The 16,748-nt window shown below is 53.3% G+C and carries 10 protein-coding genes and 2 pseudogenes; 7 read left to right on the top strand and 5 right to left on the bottom strand.

All coding sequences use genetic code 11. The annotated features are described in order from the left end of the window. Positions 1-40: 40 nt before the first annotated feature. Positions 41-4,357 (top strand): SpvB/TcaC N-terminal domain-containing protein, encoded by a 4,317-nt coding sequence (locus tag OCY70_RS07260; RefSeq protein WP_261944675.1) that lies wholly within the window; start codon positions 41-43, stop codon positions 4,355-4,357. Positions 4,358-4,373: 16 nt separating this feature from the next. Next, complete coding sequence (locus tag OCY70_RS07265; RefSeq protein ID WP_249725623.1) at positions 4,374-6,740, top strand: RHS repeat-associated core domain-containing protein; 2,367 nt, start codon at positions 4,374-4,376, stop codon at positions 6,738-6,740. Positions 6,741-6,878: 138 nt separating this feature from the next. On the opposite strand, the gene OCY70_RS07270 is transcribed toward OCY70_RS07265, so the two are convergent. Continuing rightward, positions 6,879-8,069, bottom strand: a complete 1,191-nt coding sequence (locus OCY70_RS07270) for an IS4 family transposase (RefSeq protein ID WP_261944552.1) — start codon at positions 8,067-8,069, stop codon at positions 6,879-6,881. Between the two features lie 158 nt (positions 8,070-8,227). Then, a pseudogene (locus tag OCY70_RS07275) lies at positions 8,228-8,503 on the bottom strand (EamA family transporter); the annotation flags it as partial. Between the two features lie 107 nt (positions 8,504-8,610). Between OCY70_RS07275 and OCY70_RS07280 the strand changes: the two are divergent. After that, positions 8,611-9,552, top strand: a complete 942-nt coding sequence (locus tag OCY70_RS07280) for an AraC family transcriptional regulator (protein ID WP_213430770.1) — start codon at positions 8,611-8,613, stop codon at positions 9,550-9,552. A gap of 22 nt (positions 9,553-9,574) precedes the next feature. Further along, positions 9,575-11,047, top strand: a complete 1,473-nt coding sequence (locus tag OCY70_RS07285; RefSeq protein ID WP_213430771.1) for a protein adenylyltransferase SelO — start codon at positions 9,575-9,577, stop codon at positions 11,045-11,047. 347 nt (positions 11,048-11,394) lie between these two features. On the opposite strand, the gene OCY70_RS07290 is transcribed toward OCY70_RS07285, so the two are convergent. Then, on the bottom strand, positions 11,395-12,915 hold the full coding sequence (locus OCY70_RS07290) for an FAD-dependent monooxygenase (RefSeq protein WP_213430772.1): 1,521 nt from the start codon (positions 12,913-12,915) through the stop codon (positions 11,395-11,397). 505 nt (positions 12,916-13,420) lie between these two features. Here OCY70_RS07290 and OCY70_RS07295 point away from each other — a divergent pair. Together OCY70_RS07295 and OCY70_RS07300 are read left to right on the top strand one after the other, a co-directional pair. Beyond that, positions 13,421-14,187: pseudogene (locus OCY70_RS07295) on the top strand (ABC transporter permease/substrate-binding protein). A gap of 80 nt (positions 14,188-14,267) precedes the next feature. Next, the gene (locus OCY70_RS07300) at positions 14,268-14,978 is read left to right on the top strand and encodes a DsbA family oxidoreductase (protein ID WP_213430773.1); all 711 of its coding nucleotides are present in this window, start codon (positions 14,268-14,270) and stop codon (positions 14,976-14,978) included. A gap of 79 nt (positions 14,979-15,057) precedes the next feature. Here the strand turns inward: OCY70_RS07300 and OCY70_RS07305 are convergent, their stop codons facing one another. After that, positions 15,058-15,420, bottom strand: coding sequence for a winged helix-turn-helix transcriptional regulator (locus tag OCY70_RS07305; protein WP_213430774.1), 363 nt, complete (start codon positions 15,418-15,420; stop codon positions 15,058-15,060). A 145-nt stretch (positions 15,421-15,565) separates the two neighbouring features. On the opposite strand from OCY70_RS07305, the gene OCY70_RS07310 reads away from it, so the two are divergent. Further along, positions 15,566-15,715: a hypothetical protein gene (locus tag OCY70_RS07310; protein ID WP_213430775.1), complete on the top strand. Its 150-nt coding sequence runs from the start codon at positions 15,566-15,568 to the stop codon at positions 15,713-15,715. Positions 15,716-15,952: 237 nt separating this feature from the next. Here the strand turns inward: OCY70_RS07310 and map are convergent, their stop codons facing one another. Next, a complete protein-coding gene (map, locus tag OCY70_RS07315; protein WP_213430776.1) occupies positions 15,953-16,699 on the bottom strand; it encodes a type I methionyl aminopeptidase in 747 nt (248 codons plus the stop codon). Positions 16,700-16,748: the final 49 nt, after the last annotated feature.

Here is a 16,748-nt window from a genome sequence, read left to right on the forward strand (position 1 = left end):
GGGCTTGTATTCACAAGCCCCTCCAAGGAGGAATTGGATTATGCCACAATCTAGCAATGCGGATATCAAGCTATTGTCGCCATCGCTGCCAAAGGGCGGCGGATCGATGAAGGGAATAGAAGAAAACATCGGAGCTCCCGGCTCCGACGGCATGGCACGTTGTAACGTGCCGCTGCCGGTAACCTCCGGCCGCTATATTACTCCTGAGGTAAGCCTGTCCTATGCCAGCGGCAACGGCAACGGCGCTTATGGAATGGGTTGGACGTTAGGAGCGATGCGCATTTGCCGCAGAACAAGCAGAGGGATACCCTGTTATACCTCCGAAGACCAGTTCCTTGGTCCGGATGGGGAAGTGCTTGTTCCGGAAAGCAATGAACAAGGGGAGGTCATTACCCGCCGCACCGATATCGCCCAAGGGATATCGTTAGGCGAGACGTTTACGGTTACCCGCTATTTTCCCCGGCTCGAGAGTGCCTTTCATTTGCTGGAATACTGGGAAGCGCAAGCAGGGAGCGCAACAAAGCCGTTTTGGCTGATTCATGCTGCCGACGGGGTGCTGCACTGTCTGGGCAAGACTGCTCAGGCGCGAATTGCCGCCCCTGACGATTCCGCCAAGATCGCAGAATGGTTAGTGGAGGAGTCCGTCTCTCCTTTCGGAGAGCATATTTATTACCAATACAAAGCAGAAGACAATGAAGGCGTGAATCTGGAGCAAGACACTCATCAATATGGGGCGAACCGCTATCTGAAATCGATTCGCTATGGAAATAAGGTCGCCTGTCCTTCCCTCTATGTCTGGAAGGAGGAAATCCCGGCGTCCGGCCAATGGCTGTATTCCGTCATCCTGGATTATGGCGAGAACGATACTTCAGCGGATGTTCTTCCCTTGTACGAGCCCCAGGGCAAGTGGCTGGCTCGTCCGGACTGTTTTTCCCGCTATGACTACGGATTTGAGATCCGAACCTGCCGCTTATGCCGCCAGATACTGATGTTCCATGCCTTTGCCGAGCTTGGCGAGGAGCCGGCGCTGGTGTGGCGGATGCAGCTGGAATACGACGAGAACCCCGTTGCGTCCATGCTGAGTGCAGTCTGGCGATTGGCTTATGAAGCAGACGGAACCATACTGAGCATGCCGCCCCTGGAATTCGATTATACGCCATTTGACATCGAGTCAACGGCCGATTGGCAGCCTTTTCTGCCTGTGCCTGAATTGGAGAATGGAGAACATTATCAGCTTGTCGATTTGTACGGAGAAGGTATCCCGGGCTTGTTATATCAGGACAATGACCACTGGCATTATCGTTCGCCCGCCCGGAGCGATTCACCGGATGGGATCGCCTATGACAGCTGGCGGCCGCTGCCTCAAATTCCCGCGAACTCCCGGAACGGGATGCTGATGGATCTGAATGGCGACGGGTATCTGGAATGGTTGAGTGCGGAACCCGGGGTTGCGGGGCGCTATACCATGAATCCGGATAAGAGCTGGTCCGGTTTTGTGCCGCTCCAGGCACTGCCGACGGAATTCTTCCATCCGCAGGCACAGCTTGCCAATGTGACCGGATCAGGATTAACCGATCTGGTTATGATCGGACCGAAGAGCGTCCGGTTTTATGCCGGAGAAGAAGCGGGCTTCAAGCGCGCATGCGAAGTGTGGCAGCAAGCGGGCATTACTTTGCCTGTGGAACGCGTGGACAAAAAGGAACTGGTGGCATTCAGCGATATGCTGGGATCGGGTCAGTCTCATCTGGTGCGCATCCGGCATGATGGCGTTACATGCTGGCCTAATCTGGGGAACGGCGTGTTCGGGGCGCCGCTGGCCCTTCCCGGGTTCACGGCAGCGGAACGGGAATTCAACCCTGAGCGAGTATATCTTGCAGACCTTGATGGATCCGGTGCATCCGATATCATTTATGCTTCTCGCGATGCTCTTCTCATATACCGGAATCTTTCCGGCAATGGCTTTGCTGATCCGGTTCGAGTTCCGCTGCCTGACGGCGTGCGGTTTGATGATCTGTGCCGGCTGCTGCCTGCCGACATTCGCGGGTTGGGCGCGGCCAGTCTGGTGCTGCATGTGCCCTACATGGCACCCCGCAGTTGGAAATTAGATTTCTTTGCGGCGAAGCCGTATTTATTGCAAACCGTCAGCAACAATCTCGGAGTTTCCAGCTCGTTCCTGTACCGGAGCTCCGCCCAATATTGGCTGGATGAGAAACAGGCTGCCTCATCGGCTGTCTGCGGTGTGCCATTCCCGATCAACGTGGTATCGGACATACACACGTTGGACGAAATCAGCGGCCGCACCAGGATTCAGAAGTATACTTACCGAAATGGCGTATATGACCGGACCGAAAAGGAATTTGCCGGGTTCGGCCGCATTGACACAAGGGAAGAGGAGCGGGACTCCGAGGGAGCCCTGAGCACCAGCACTCCGCCCGTGCTGACGCGGACCTGGTATCATACCGGGCAAAAGCAGGATGAAAAACGCGCCGGACAGCAATATTGGCAAGGCGACTCTGCCGCTTTTCAGCTTAAACCCATCCGGCTTACTCGATTCGATGTCACAACGGCACAGGATGTACCGCTAGATTCTTATAATTGGCGGCAAGAGTATTGGCTGTACCGCTCCTTACAAGGAATGCCGCTGCGTACTGAAATTTTTGCGGGAGATGTTATGGACTTGCCTCCTTATCAGGTGGAGAGCTTCCGTTATCAAGTGCGCTTGGTGCAGAGCACCGATTCGGAATGTGTTGCCTTGCCCATGCAGTTGGAGCAGCTTACGTACAACTATGAGCAAATCGCCTCTGATCCGCAGTGTTCACAGCAGATACAGCAATGGTTCGACGAATACGGCGTAGCGACACAGAGTGTAACAATCCAATACCCGCGCCGGGCACAGCCGGAGGACAATCCGTACCCTCACACGCTGCCGGATTCGAGCTGGAGCAGCAGTTATGATTCGCAGCAAATGCGGCTTCGCCTGACAAGGCAAAGGCAAAAAGCATATCACCTTCCAGAACCTGAAGGCTGGCGCTTGAACATTCCCCATCAGACACGCCTGGATGCCTTCATCTATTCAGCTGACCGCGTGCCTGCCGAAGGAATAAGCGCAGAGTTGCTGGGAGGGGACGGCACGTTATTACGATCTCCGGCACTGGAACAGGCTTATGGCGGCCAGACAGAGATCATCTATGCGGGCGGGGGCGAACCGGATTTGCGAGCTCTGGTTCATTACACCAGAAGCGCGGTTCTCGATGAAGCCTGTTTACAAGCCTATGAAGGCGTACTCAGCGACAGCCAATTGAACTCGCTTCTTGCCTCTTCCGGCTATCAACGAAGCGCAAGAATATTGGGTTCGGGTGATGAAGCGGATATTTTTGTCGCGGAACAAGGATTTACCCGTTATGCGGATGAACAGAGTTTTTGCCGCATTCTGGGACAACAAGCCTCTCTCTTGACCGGGGAACAAGTATTGTCATGGGATGATAACTTCTGTGCGGTGACATCCATCGAAGACGCGCTTGGCAATCGAATTCAGGTTGCATATGATTACCGCTTTGTGGAGGCTATCCAGATTACCGACGCGAATAACAATGTGAATCAGGTCGCCCTGGATGCTCTCGGCCGGGTCATATACAGCCGGAACTGGGGCACGGAGGAAGGGATAGAGACGGGGTTCCGCCCGGAGACGGAATTCGCGCCGCCCGAGACAATGGAGCAGGCGCTTGCCCTGACGTCTCCCTTGCCGGTTGCATCCTGCTGTGTCTATGATGCGCATAGCTGGATGGGAACGATATCGCTTGAACAACTGTCAGCGCTTATTCCAGATAGTGAAAAGCAATGGTCTTTCTTGATAGCCAATCGCTTGATTTTGCCGGACGGCAGGATAAGAGCCCGCGGCCGGGATCCATGGTCGCTACAACGGCTATTGCCGCCTGCCGTGGCCGAGCTGCTAAGCGATGCGGACCGTAAGCCGCCGCATACGGTAATTTTGGCGGCAGATCGCTACCCGGATGACCCATCCCAGCAAATTCAGGCCAGCATCGTGTTTAGCGACGGCTTTGGACGTACGATCCAAACTGCTAAAAGGGCAGATACCCGATGGGCGATTGCGGAACGGGTTGACTATGACGGAACCGGAGCCGTAATCCGCAGTTTTCAGCCTTTTTATATTGATGACTGGAATTATGTGGGCGATAAGGCCGTCAGCGGATCTATGTATGCAACGATCTATTATTATGATGCTCTGCGACGCCAACTAAGGATGGTCAACGCCAAAGGATATGAGAGAAGAAATACCTTTTATCCGTGGTTTACAGTGAATGAGGATGAAAATGATTTGTTCCGCCCAGCACGGTGAGATGGAGGTTAAACCTATGAATACAACGTCCATATATAGCGGCACGCCTACGATTTCGGTAGTAGATAACCGGAACCTGGAGATTCGTACCCTTCGGTATAACCGTATCGCGGCTGGAGATCCGGAAGATGAGTATATCCTGCGGAACACGTATACGGCGTTAGGCTATCTTGACAGCAGCATGGATCCTCGCCTGTTCGCACAATATCAGGAGGATAGCGGCACTCGGCCGAATCTAAGAACCATGGCTTCCCTGAGAGGCGAAGCGCTGAGTTCGGAAAGCGTGGATGCCGGCCGCAAGGCGGAGCTTTTTGATATCGAGGGGCGGCCAGTCTGGCTTATCGATGCCAACGGTACGCAGACGACTCTCGAATATGATGTATTAGGCAGGCCGGCAGCCGTATTCGAGCAGCAGGAAGGTACGGACTCCCCCCAGTGCAGGGAGCGGTTTATTTATGGCGAGAAGGAGGCGGATGCCCAGGCCAACAATTTGCGCGGGCAGTTGGTGCGCCACTACGATACCGCGGGCCGGATACAGACCGACAGCTTTACCTTGGCTGGACTGCCTTTGCGCCAAAGCCGTCAACTGCTGAAAAATTGGGATGAACCTGGCGGCTGGAGTATGGATGAGGAAAGCGCCTGGGCCTCGTTGCTGGCTGCCGAAGCTTATGATACGAACTGGCGGTATGACGCGCAGGACAGGGTGCTCGCCCAGACAGACGCCAAAGGGAATCTCCAGCAACTGACTTACAATGCCGCCGGCCAGCCGCAGGCGGTCAGCCTCACGCTGGAAGGCCAAGCGGAGCAACGGATTTGGAACCGGATCGAGTACAACGCGGCGGGTCAAGTGGATCTCGCCGAAGCCGGAAATGGTATCGTAACGGAATATACTTACGAGGAGAGCACGCAGCGGTTAATCCGAAAAAAAGATTCCCGCCAGCTGTCCTCCGGGAAAAGGGAAGTGTTGCAGGATTATCGTTATGAATATGATCCGGTGGGCAATATCCTGTCTATCTGCAATGAAGCGGAGCCGGTCCGTTATTTCCGCAATCAGGCCGTCGCTCCGAAAAGGCAGTATGCTTACGATGCCCTGTATCAGCTTGTATCCAGCTCGGGGCGGGAATCCGACGCGCTTCGTCAGCAGACGTCGCTTCCTCCCTTGATCACGCCTATCCCTCTGGACGATAGTCAATATGTCAATTACGCTCAGAAATACAGCTACGATCGGGCCGGCAATTTAATCAAGCTTAGCCATAACGGGGCAAGTCAATATACAACGAATGTGTATGTGGACAAAAGTTCAAACCGGGGGATTTGGCGGCAAGGGGAAGACATCCCGGATATCGCGGCTTCCTTTGACAGAGCAGGCAATCAACAAGCTTTATTCCCGGGGAGACCGTTGGAATGGGATACACGCAATCAGTTATGCCGTGTCCATATGGTCGTGCGCGAAGGCGGCGATAACGACTGGGAAGGCTATCTCTATGACAGCTCGGGAATGCGCATCGTAAAACGGTATACCCGCAAGACACAGACAACAACGCAAACGGATACGACCCTCTATTTGCCGGGCCTGGAGCTTCGCATCCGCCAGACCGGGGACCGGGTAACGGAAGCATTGCAGGTCATTACCGTGGATGAGGGAGCGGGACAAGTGAGGGTGCTGCACTGGGAGGATGGAACCGAGCCGGGCGGCATCGGCAATGATCAGTACCGGTACAGCCTCAACGATCATCTTGGCTCCTCTTTATTGGAAGTTGACGGGCAAGGTCAGATCATTAGCAAGGAAGAATTTTATCCCTATGGCGGCACAGCCCTGTGGACAGCCCGGTCAGAGGTGGAGGCAAGCTACAAGACCATCCGCTATTCAGGAAAAGAACTGGATGCCACGGGCCTGTATTATTACGGATACCGCTACTATATGCCATGGCTGGGACGTTGGCTGAATCCGGATCCGGCCGGAACGATAGATGGATTAAACCTGTACCGAATGGTCAGGAACAATCCTGTAGGTTTGATGGATCCGGATGGGAATGCGCCAATCAACATGGCGGATTATAGCGCCGAGAATGGCGATTTATTTTATGGACTTAGCGGCGAAAGGGGAAGATATATAAAGAAATTTAATCCTGGCTTTAATATGGAAGATCCCAGTGCTCCTGCCATGGTTATCGATCAATATAATAATAATGTGGCATTGAGTATAAATCTTAGCTACCCAGTGACACAATTGATGGATTTCCAAAAAGACTTAAAAAAATCCGCAGGGAAATTGAAGGTTCCGAAGGATTTAAAACAGAGTGTTCTGAAGGATCCTAAAAAGAATTATCCTTTGTGGAACGATTACTTTAACATTGGCACTAGCGTTGCATCGAGCGGTTAGTTCATAATCTAATTTCAATTAACATCAATATATGATATATATTTACATTTGCGATGTCCGCGCTAAGTCTAAAAAAGTCGAGCTGGAAACAGACCCTACGCGTTATCCATTATATGTAAAAATCGTTTTCGTTTGTCATTACGTCACAATCAGTCTCGGTTTCATCGACTTTGTTGCCTTTTTCGGACGTCTCCCATTTCGCTTTGGTCGACCTCTAGATGTTCGAGTCGGCTTGCGGTTGAGTGCAGCGATCAAATTTTCCCATGGTTTTTCCGCATAGATGCGAATCAACTGGAGGAGGTCCCATGTCGACTTTTTACAGTCCAGTGTTAATTTAATCAGCAAACAGAGAGCATACGCGATTAAAGCAATATACATTTGGTTCCAAATCGCTTCGGCCGTATAACCGTGGGGTTTTACCAATCGAATATGCTGCTTGACCCATTTAAAAAACAACTCAATATGCCAGCGATTTCGATAAATCTCGGCAATTTGATGTGCGGATAAGTCAAATCGATTCGTTACAATTCGATAGGTACGCCCTTGGTCATCCTTAAACTCAATCAAACGCAGAACCGCTGGCAGCTCCGGCATCGTCACATCAGCATCAAGGATAAACCCATTCTGCCTTTTGGGGAGGTCTCTTTTTCTGATGATCGTTAACCGGCTCTTTTGCTTGACGCGGCAAACAAATTTAATCTTATCCTCTACCCATTTCTGAAAATGGTCGTATACCTGGTATCCTCGGTCCATCACGTAGGTCGCATCTTTATCCACTGTAAATTCCAACACGACTTCATGATCGGCTACATCTTTGGTTGAAGCGACGATCTTGTCTGGATACATCGTTTTGGAGTCCGCAACGACCAAGGAGGTGTGCATCTTCACGCCATGGCTACTTTTGGAACAATAGGACCATTTCGCGAGAATGGGAGGTAGTGTAATTCCCGATGAATCGATTAGCTTGAGTTTCCCAATACCAGGCGTAATGCCGCGTTTCCCTTTTGTAAGTTGCTTGATTCGATCAATGAGCGAGAAAAAGAGCGTCTGAAGATACTCCATAGGCAGCCGTTTCAGCTTCCGCGATAGTTGAGAAGCGCTTATGCTCTTGAGACCCAGAAGATCTTGAAATTCAGGATTAGCCGCTACATGCTCTGACATGACTTTGTATGAGTCTCGTTGCTGAAGCTGTGCCTCTACAAATAAGAGTGTCGAAGAGCCGACAAACAGCTTTTGGGCCCGGTAATCCAATGACTCGTGTCGAGTAGAATGGACATGTAACCATTTTAGGCATTGACAAATGACGTTATGATTCGGTACGTTATCCATAAGAAATCTCCTTTGTTGAGGCGTTTTATGGATAACGTTAGGGTAACTCAACAATAGGAGATTTCTTTATTTTTGTCCATGAATATAGTTCAATAAGTTACAAATATAGAGACTTATGGGATAGAAATTTTCGTAAAAAGATTGATGCAACGCTAGTGGTATTGAACCGCGAGCATGCCGAATAACCCGAAAATAATGAGCTGACAAGCGGTTTTTCTGTTTTTCCATACCCCAAAAATCTGTGAACGGCCTTGTATGCAAAACTGAACGGTTAACAGCAGAACGCCGGCGATAAGCAAACGAATCGTGACAAGCCAATTGACCTCAATGGCGAATTGCTGAAAAAGCTTTTGCGCGACCGTTCCCCCGATACCCCAGAGGATGGCCCCTGTGATAACTAGAAAGAACCCCATTCTTCTCGTATTCGTCTTCATCATTGAACCCTCACCCTTACATCCAATAATAGTGATATAATAAGGAAAATATCCGGAAATTAATACTTCAATTGAATGAAAAAATATCAATATATTGAGGCGAGCCTGTGCAGATCAAAAATTTCAAGATTGACCGCAACTTGAAAGAGCTAACCCGGCATCGCACCGTTGAATTGCCGATGGCCTGTTATGAAACCGCGATTCAGCAAAATATAAATGGATATATCCCGCTTCATTGGCATGAGGAACTTCAATTTGTGCTTATCCGCCAGGGGGAAGCCGTCTATCAAATCAATGAAGAAAAAGTAGCGATACAAGAAGAAGAGGGGCTATTCATCAACAGCGGCTGTCTTCACATGGCGGAAGACAAGAATCACTCGGGCTGCGTGTATATTTGCCTGAATGTGTCCCCGCAATTCGTCTTGCCTCACGAACTCTATACGGGATATGTGTATCCATACATTCAAGCGACGAATTTGCCATACTTATACTTGCATGCAAAGGAGCCGTGGGGGAAAAACATTTTAGATGCCATCGGCAAAATCCATCAATGGATCGAACAAAAGACGCCTTACTATGAAATCGACGTTGCCCTGCAGCTTACATTTATCTGGAAGAACTTAATTGAGAATGGCTTTCCGTTAGAATATGATCGGACGGCTATGGTCAAGAGTGAGCGAATGAAGGAAATGCTGCAATGGATACATCTCCATTACGCGGAGAACATCAGGCTGGACGATATTGCCAGAGCGGGTCAATTAAGCCGTTCCGAATGCTGCCGGTACTTTAAGCGAATGCTGAAAACAACCCCGTTGAGCTATGTCATAGATTATAGAATTCAAAAAAGCTTGGTTTTATTGCAGCAAGCAGACGCTAATGTGACCGAGGTCTCTTATCAAGTCGGATTTAACAGCACGAGTTATTTCATCGACAAATTCCGGCAGACGATGAACATGACCCCGTTAGCCTACAAAAAATCTAGCTTGAATAAAGAACAACCTGAATCGTTAGGCATAATTAATGAACAGGAGCAAACGCTACATTCATAAGACACAGGAAAAGGGAGATACGATGACGGAGAAAAAAGCAATTCCGGAAGGATGGAACTTCGATAACAGTTATGCCCGACTGCCGCAGCTATTTTTTACGAGGCAGACTCCCTCCCCGGTGCGGTCGCCGAAGCTGATTATATGGAACGAAAAGTTGGCGGCATCCCTTGGACTGAATGTCCAGGAGCTGAACAGCGATGACGGTGCGGCGGTGTTCGCCGGCAACCGGATTCCCGAGGGCGCCGCGCCGCTTGCCCAGGCTTATGCGGGGCATCAATTCGGGCATTTTACGATGCTCGGGGACGGACGGGCGCTGCTGATTGGCGAGCAGATCACGCCCACGGGGGAGCGGATGGACATTCAATGGAAGGGCTCGGGCAGGACGCCATACTCCCGCGGGGGAGATGGCCGCGCGGCGCTGGGGCCGATGCTGCGGGAATATATTATCAGCGAAGCCATGCATGGACTTGGCATTCCTACCACCCGCAGCCTGGCGGTCGTGACGACCGGCGAGCCGGTATACCGCGAGACCGAGCTCCCTGGCGCGGTGCTGACCCGCGTGGCGGCCAGCCATCTGCGCGTCGGCACGTTCGAATACGCTTCGCAATGGGGCAAGGTGGAAGATCTGAGAGCTCTGGCCGATTATGCCTGGGAGAGACATTTTCCGGATGCTGACGCGGGCGAGAACCGGTATCTGGCCCTGCTGGGGGAAGTCGCCAAGCGCCAGGCCAAGCTGATTGCCCAATGGATGCATGCGGGCTTCATTCATGGGGTGATGAACACCGACAACATGGCGATTAGCGGCGAGACCATTGATTACGGGCCTTGCGCTTTTATGGACAACTATGATCCGGCGACGGTGTTCAGTTCCATTGACGTGCAGGGCCGCTATGCCTACGGCAACCAGCCCTATATCGGCGCATGGAATCTTGCGAGACTGGCCGAGGCGCTGCTGCCGCTGCTGCATGAGAATCAGGAGCAGGCTGTCGAGCTGGCCGAGCAGGAGATTGCGGCGTTCACCAAGCTCTATCAACGCCATTGGCTGGCAGGAATGCGGGCGAAGCTGGGGCTTTTCAATGAAGAGGCGGAGGATGAGTCCCTGATCGAAGAGCTTCTTGAGCTGATGGAGAAGCATTCTGCCGACTATACGAATACGTTCCGCGCCTTAACTCTGGGGGACACGGAGGAGACGGGCCTGTTCGGAACGGGCGAGTACGCGCAGTGGCATGAGCGGTGGCAGGCAAGACGGGGCAGGCAGGAGGAGCCGGAAGCCTCCTCGCATCAATTGATGCGGGACAGCAATCCGGCGATCATCCCACGGAACCACCGGGTGGAAGAAGCGCTGGAAGCGGCAGTGGAGCAGGGAGACTACAGCGTAATGGAGCGGCTGCTGGCTGTGCTTGCGAACCCTTACGCCTACTCCCCGGAGCAAGCGGAATATGCCGCGTTGCCTGAGCCGTCTGCGTGTCCGTACCGAACCTTTTGCGGAACCTGAACGATTGTCGCATGAACCTGCCGGGGAGGCTGCAGCGGAACGATTGTTCTTGCCGCGCCTACCCGATGGTTATCCAGCAGAATAGAACAGGTGATGAATAGTGGTATCGGCCGCGTTCATCTGGATGCGGCAAGGGGTGAGCAGCGGTTCAACCCTGACAGGGGCTTCCGATTCAGCCTGCGACACCGGGAGTGATAGCAGCTGCGATTGAGGGCGGCGGCCTGCCGGATGAGCGGCGCGAACAGAAAGGGTAAACAGCCAGCCGGTCTCACGCCCCCGTAATCAGGCCGCGCCCAGAGCATGACTCTGAGCAGCGGCTTTTTTACGAAACATTTCCCATTTACACTCTAGCTTCGCAATTCAGGCACAGGGAACAGCCATGCTCGCAGCCCACTATACCTGTCTTCCGTCGAAGCTTTCGTATCGCCCTGGGCGATCGCCCACCCGATGTGACCGTCCGGGCGAACAAGCAACGCCTCGATGCCCTCCATTCCGGCATCCTCGATTTTGGCGGTGATGACGCGGATATGAGAATCGGCGCATGAATCCGGCAGATCCTGCGGAAGCGAACCGGATTCAGGATGATGAATAAGCACGAACTGTCCGCCATGCATCAGTTGATAGAGCGTTAGCGGAGCGCCATCTGACAGGACGAGCCTCAGATTCGGGCAGCGCCGGCCTATCCACGGATTCGCGCCCGTGCCCGGAAGGGGCCGGTAAGCGATGCCGGTCGCTCCGACCTGCTCCGCGATCGACCGATTGGCGTCAGGGAAGGAGAGGAGGCGCGATACCAATTGTCTGAGGGCGGTTCCCGTCTCCGAGAAGTCGGTCATCAGTTGACCCTGGGCTCTCGTATCGGCGAGAAGTTGCCGTCCTGCTTCATGTCTCTCGGCATGGTAGCTGTCCAGCAGCCAGTCGGCCTTCGCTTCATCGCGGAGGGCGGCCGCCAGCTTCCAGCCCAGATTGAATGCGTCTTGAAGCCCGACATTCAAGCCTTGCCCTCCAGCCGGGAAATGGATATGGGCCGCATCGCCAGCGAGAAATACCCGGCCGGCCCGGTATGCTTCCGCTTGCCGATTGGCATCGCCGTATCGGGACAGCCAGACGGTGGAACGAATGCGGAGCGTCTTGCCGGTAATCCGTTCGATCCCGCCCTGCAGCTCTTCAAGCGTGACCGGCACATCTGCAGGCAGATGCTGATGGAGCGGGTCGATGATCGCGAACCGGTAGGTCTCCTTGCCAATCGGAACCATGAGTAATAATCCATGCTTGTTAAAGATGGATAGAAACGGGTGCTCCGGCGGTTCCTCCGGCACGATGTCGCCTAAAATGCCCGTCGAAGCCGTGTCGGTCCCCGGGAAGGGAATGCCCGACTGCCGACGAACGAAGCTTCGCGCTCCGTCTGCTCCGATCACATACCGTGCCTCCAGCAACCTGGCTCCATCCCGACTATGCGAGTGAATGTGAACCGCTTGAGCATCCTGTGTTAATCCGGTAACTTCATGCCCCCGCCATATGGCTGCCCCAAGCTCCCTCGCACGCTGCTCCAAAATCTCCTCCGTAACAAATTGGGGAATCAATAGCGTAAAGGGATAATCCGTCTCCAGCGCATCGAACCGCAATCGGGTCTCCAGATTGGCATAATGGCCTGTCGGCAGCGTTTGTCCCCGGGCAAGGAAGCGATCCGCGATTCCTCGCATCGCCATCAGCTCCAGGGAGCGGGGATGAAGAGTAAGCGCCCGTGAATTGCGTACCCGTTCCAAGCGGCGTTCCAGCACTAGGGCGTTAACCCCGGCAAGCGCCAGCTCACAGGCAGCCATCAGTCCTGCCGGACCGCCTCCGACAATGATTACATCAGCCTTTTTCATACCAGTCACGCTCCATTCTTTTAGGAAAATGATATTGACAGATAATATTGTTTCGGATGAAACAATATTATCTTTGCATGTGTTGCTCTGAATGTCAAATGCAGGCAATTAAGTACTTAGGTTATGTGAAGCCTTTCTGTTGTACTTGAAAAAATACATTCCCATCAAATCAATGTTTATCGTTTCGATTGAAACAATATTTGCTAGTTGAGGTGAAATGTGCAAACAACCCTCCGCTTTGCCAACGGCTTTTTAGGGTACAGCACATAATGAAGATGGCTCAACACATAGAATTCAAGATAGAAATAAGGCAATAACGGCTGTTCAACGGCCGTTTTTTCGTTGCATGGCGTCCACATAGGAAGCCGCTTAAGCCGTGCTGTGATCGATTCCCGATTGACCCGTGCGGCGATTGGACAATCAATAATATGATCATCCAATGATGCGGAGATGCCCGTCACGTTCGCATAACGGGAAGCGATCCGCAGGAAAGAGGTTCCGGTTCATGAGTATCCTATTCGACGTGTTGAGAGAACGGCAAGACCAACTATTGAGCGCTCTGCTCGCGCAGGTTCAGATTTCGTTCGTCGCCTTGTTCCTTGCCTTGATGATCGCGGTTCCGCTTGGCATCCATATTACGCGCCATCCGAAAATGGCGGAAGGACTGATTGGCCTCTCCGCGGTGCTGCAGACAATTCCGTCGTTGGCCCTCCTCGGCTTGCTCATTCCGCTCCTCGGCATCGGGACGCTCCCCGCGATAACCGCATTGGTGGCCTATGCGCTCCTTCCCATCCTGCGCAATACATACACCGGCATTAAGGAAGTCGACTCTTCCCTCAGAGCGTGGAGCAGATAATGAAGGCCGGCTTCACGCTGGAATTCGCCGATCGGGAGGACGGCTGCGGCGGGATTCAGGAGCGGTACGGCATTGCGTTCTCCCACATGCAGACAATGGAGCCGAAGCTTCGTTATACGGCCATCGAGACGGGGGATATGAATCTGGTGGATGCGTATTCTACAGATAGCGAGATTAGGCAGCTTCATCTGGTCGTGCTGGAGGATGACAAGCATCTGTTCCAGCCTTATCAAGGCGCGCCGCTTATGCGCAGCGATACGGCGAAGCGGTATCCGGAGCTGGCAGAAGCATTGAACCGGCTGGGAGGCCGCATTACGGATGACGAGATGCGGGAGATGAATTACCAGGTGAACGAGGAGGGCAGAAGCCCCCATGATGTCGTGAAGCAATTTTTGACGAAGGCGGGCCTGCTGTAAGGCAGGTTGGATTTATCTTTATTTCGAGATATAATGGGGAAGAAGGCAAATTTCGGTTGGCAGTCAGGAGGAAGGACAGGATGAAAGTAGAGATTTGGTCGGACGTTGCATGTCCATTTTGTTATATCGGGAAGCACCGGTTCGAGGAAGCGCTAAGCCAGTTCGGGCACGGGGATAAGGTGGAGGTCATCTACCGCAGCTTCCAGCTTGACCCGAATGCGGAGAAGCATCCGACGAAGGATGCGTATACGGCCATCGCCGAGAAGTACGGCATCAGCCGGGAACAGTCGATCGCCATGCACGAAGATATTGTCCGTCAAGGCAAGGAAGCAGGGATCGATTATCAATTCGATTCGATGATTATGACCAATACGATGGATGCTCACCGCCTGATTCACCTCGCCGGACAGCACGGGAAGCGGGATAAGGTGGCCGAATTGCTGTTCAAGGCGTACTTCACCGACGGCAAAAACGTCAGTGAAAAGGCTGCCCTGCTCGATATTGCCGCGGAAGCGGGCTTGGAGCGGGAAGCGGCGGCGTCGATGCTGGAGAGTACGCAATTCACGTCCGAGGTCGAACAGGAGATGCGCGAAGCCAATCAATTGGGCTGCCGCGGCGTGCCGTTCTTCGTCTTCAACCGGAAGTATGCGGTTGGCGGAGCCCAGCGGCCGGAGATGTTCCTCGAAGTATTGGACAAAGCCTGGAAGGAGGAGCATCCGCTGACGGTATTGACTCCGGAAGGCGGCGAAGGGCTGTGCACGGACGATTCCTGCGGCATTGGGGAGAAATAATCCGGGGATAGGAGCAGGCGCATGTCCCGGAGACGGGCCTGAGAGAACCCGATTGCCAGGGGCAGGGGCCAGGCGGAACTCACCTGGTCTCCACGGCCTGCTGCTGCGCTTTTTTCCGATTCATCCGTTCGGAATGGGCCTTGCCCCAGTTATGCATCGCTTCCAGAATCGGGACGAGGCTCTGGCCATATTCCGTGATGGAATACTCGACCTTGGGCGGAACGACCGGGTAGACGACGCGCTGCACAAGATCTTGCTCTTCCAGCTCGCGCAGCTGCAGTGTCAGCATGCGCTGGGTGATGTCGGGATTCAGCCGCTTCAACTCGCTGAAGCGCTTCGTCCCTCCGGTAATGAGCTGCATGAGAATAATCGGTTTCCATTTGCCGACGATGGCATCCAAGGCGACGACGACTTCGCATGCCATTGGATTGGTCTTGTTCATTTCATTCGCTCCCCCTGTATAAAGACAGTATCTTTGGTGATACTACAGCACATAGAAGTGCCTACTTATATTAATTCGATCTATCGTTTATTATAGCATGTGTAGGCAAGACGATCTTATCGGTAGATGAAGAGGAGTGGTTCAGATGAGTAAAGAGTTTCTCGACGCAGTCAAAAAAAGACGCAGCATCTATGCGATCAGCAAGGATTCCGTGCTGAGCGACGAGCAGTTGGAGCGCTTGCCGGGCGAGAAGGAGTTCCAACCGCTGGATGAGCGCCTGAAAGTGTTCAAATAAGGCAAAACAAACAAGCATCCGCCGACATCCGGATGACAGCAAGAGGCTCAAGCGTCCATCGCTTGAGCCCTTTTTTGCATATGTCCTGCGATATCTTCAGTCGAACAGGTTTCGCCCACTTATTGCCCTGACAAAACTCCGCTTCGTTCGCTTCGACTCTCTTATGGCGCAGCTACAATCAGCCTCAGCGCCCCGGTAAAATAGGGCTCCGTCCGATAATGACCATCTGCTCTTGGGCTACAGCTTCGTTAATATTTCAGGGCCGTTATCGGTAATCGCCACAGTGTGCTCATACTGGACGCAGATCGAGTGATCCACGGTCCGGGCGGTCCATCCGTCACTCTCGACATAGGTGTGATAGTCGCCCAAGGTCAGCATCGGTTCGATCGCGATGACCATGCCCTGCTTCAATCTCGGACCCGCACCCGGCCGTCCGAAATGGGGAATGGGAGGCTCTTCCCACAGATCCTGGCCGATGCCGTGCCCGGTGAAGTCTCTGACATTGCCGTATCCATGGCGGTCGGCCAAGGTCTGAATCGCGAAGCCGATATCGCCGACGCGATTGCCGGGGACGGCTTGCTCGATGCCGAGGAACAGGGCCTGATGGCAGACGTCCATCAACTGCCGGATGTCGTCGGACACGCTCCCGACGGCGTATGTCCAGCCGGAATCGCCATGATAGCCGCGATAATGCGCGCCGATGTCAATCGTGACGACATCGCCTTCCTCAAGCGGCTCGTCATCCGGGAAGCCGTGGCAGATGACATCGTTCTTCGCGACGCAGATCGAAGCGGTGAAGCCGTGATGGCCGAGAAAGCTCGGCACCGCTCCGCGCGAACGGATATGCTGCTCGACCAGCCGATCGAGCGCTGTCGTCGGGACGCCCGGCTTGATCGCCTCGGCCAGCTTGGCATGGCATTCGGCCACAATGCGTCCAGCCTCTCTCATAAGGCCGATTTCTTCCTTTGATTTCAGTATTATCATTGACTCTCCTCCTGCTCTTCTTTTCTGGATGATCATGAATGGCCCCCTT

The organism is Paenibacillus melissococcoides (genome assembly GCA_944800085.1).
Lineage (GTDB): Bacteria > Bacillota > Bacilli > Paenibacillales > Paenibacillaceae > Paenibacillus_B > Paenibacillus_B melissococcoides.

Coding starts and splice junctions, on each gene's coding strand:
- OCY70_RS07260 (WP_261944675.1), top strand. CDS start 41: ATGCCACAATCTAGCAATGCGGATATCAAGCTATTGTCGCCATCGCTG.
- OCY70_RS07265 (WP_249725623.1), top strand. CDS start 4,374: ATGAATACAACGTCCATATATAGCGGCACGCCTACGATTTCGGTAGTA.
- OCY70_RS07270 (WP_261944552.1), bottom strand. CDS start 8,069: ATGGATAACGTACCGAATCATAACGTCATTTGTCAATGCCTAAAATGG.
- OCY70_RS07285 (WP_213430771.1), top strand. CDS start 9,575: ATGACGGAGAAAAAAGCAATTCCGGAAGGATGGAACTTCGATAACAGT.
- OCY70_RS07290 (WP_213430772.1), bottom strand. CDS start 12,915: ATGAAAAAGGCTGATGTAATCATTGTCGGAGGCGGTCCGGCAGGACTG.
- OCY70_RS07300 (WP_213430773.1), top strand. CDS start 14,268: ATGAAAGTAGAGATTTGGTCGGACGTTGCATGTCCATTTTGTTATATC.
- OCY70_RS07305 (WP_213430774.1), bottom strand. CDS start 15,420: ATGAACAAGACCAATCCAATGGCATGCGAAGTCGTCGTCGCCTTGGAT.
- OCY70_RS07310 (WP_213430775.1), top strand. CDS start 15,566: ATGAGTAAAGAGTTTCTCGACGCAGTCAAAAAAAGACGCAGCATCTAT.
- map (WP_213430776.1), bottom strand. CDS start 16,699: ATGATAATACTGAAATCAAAGGAAGAAATCGGCCTTATGAGAGAGGCT.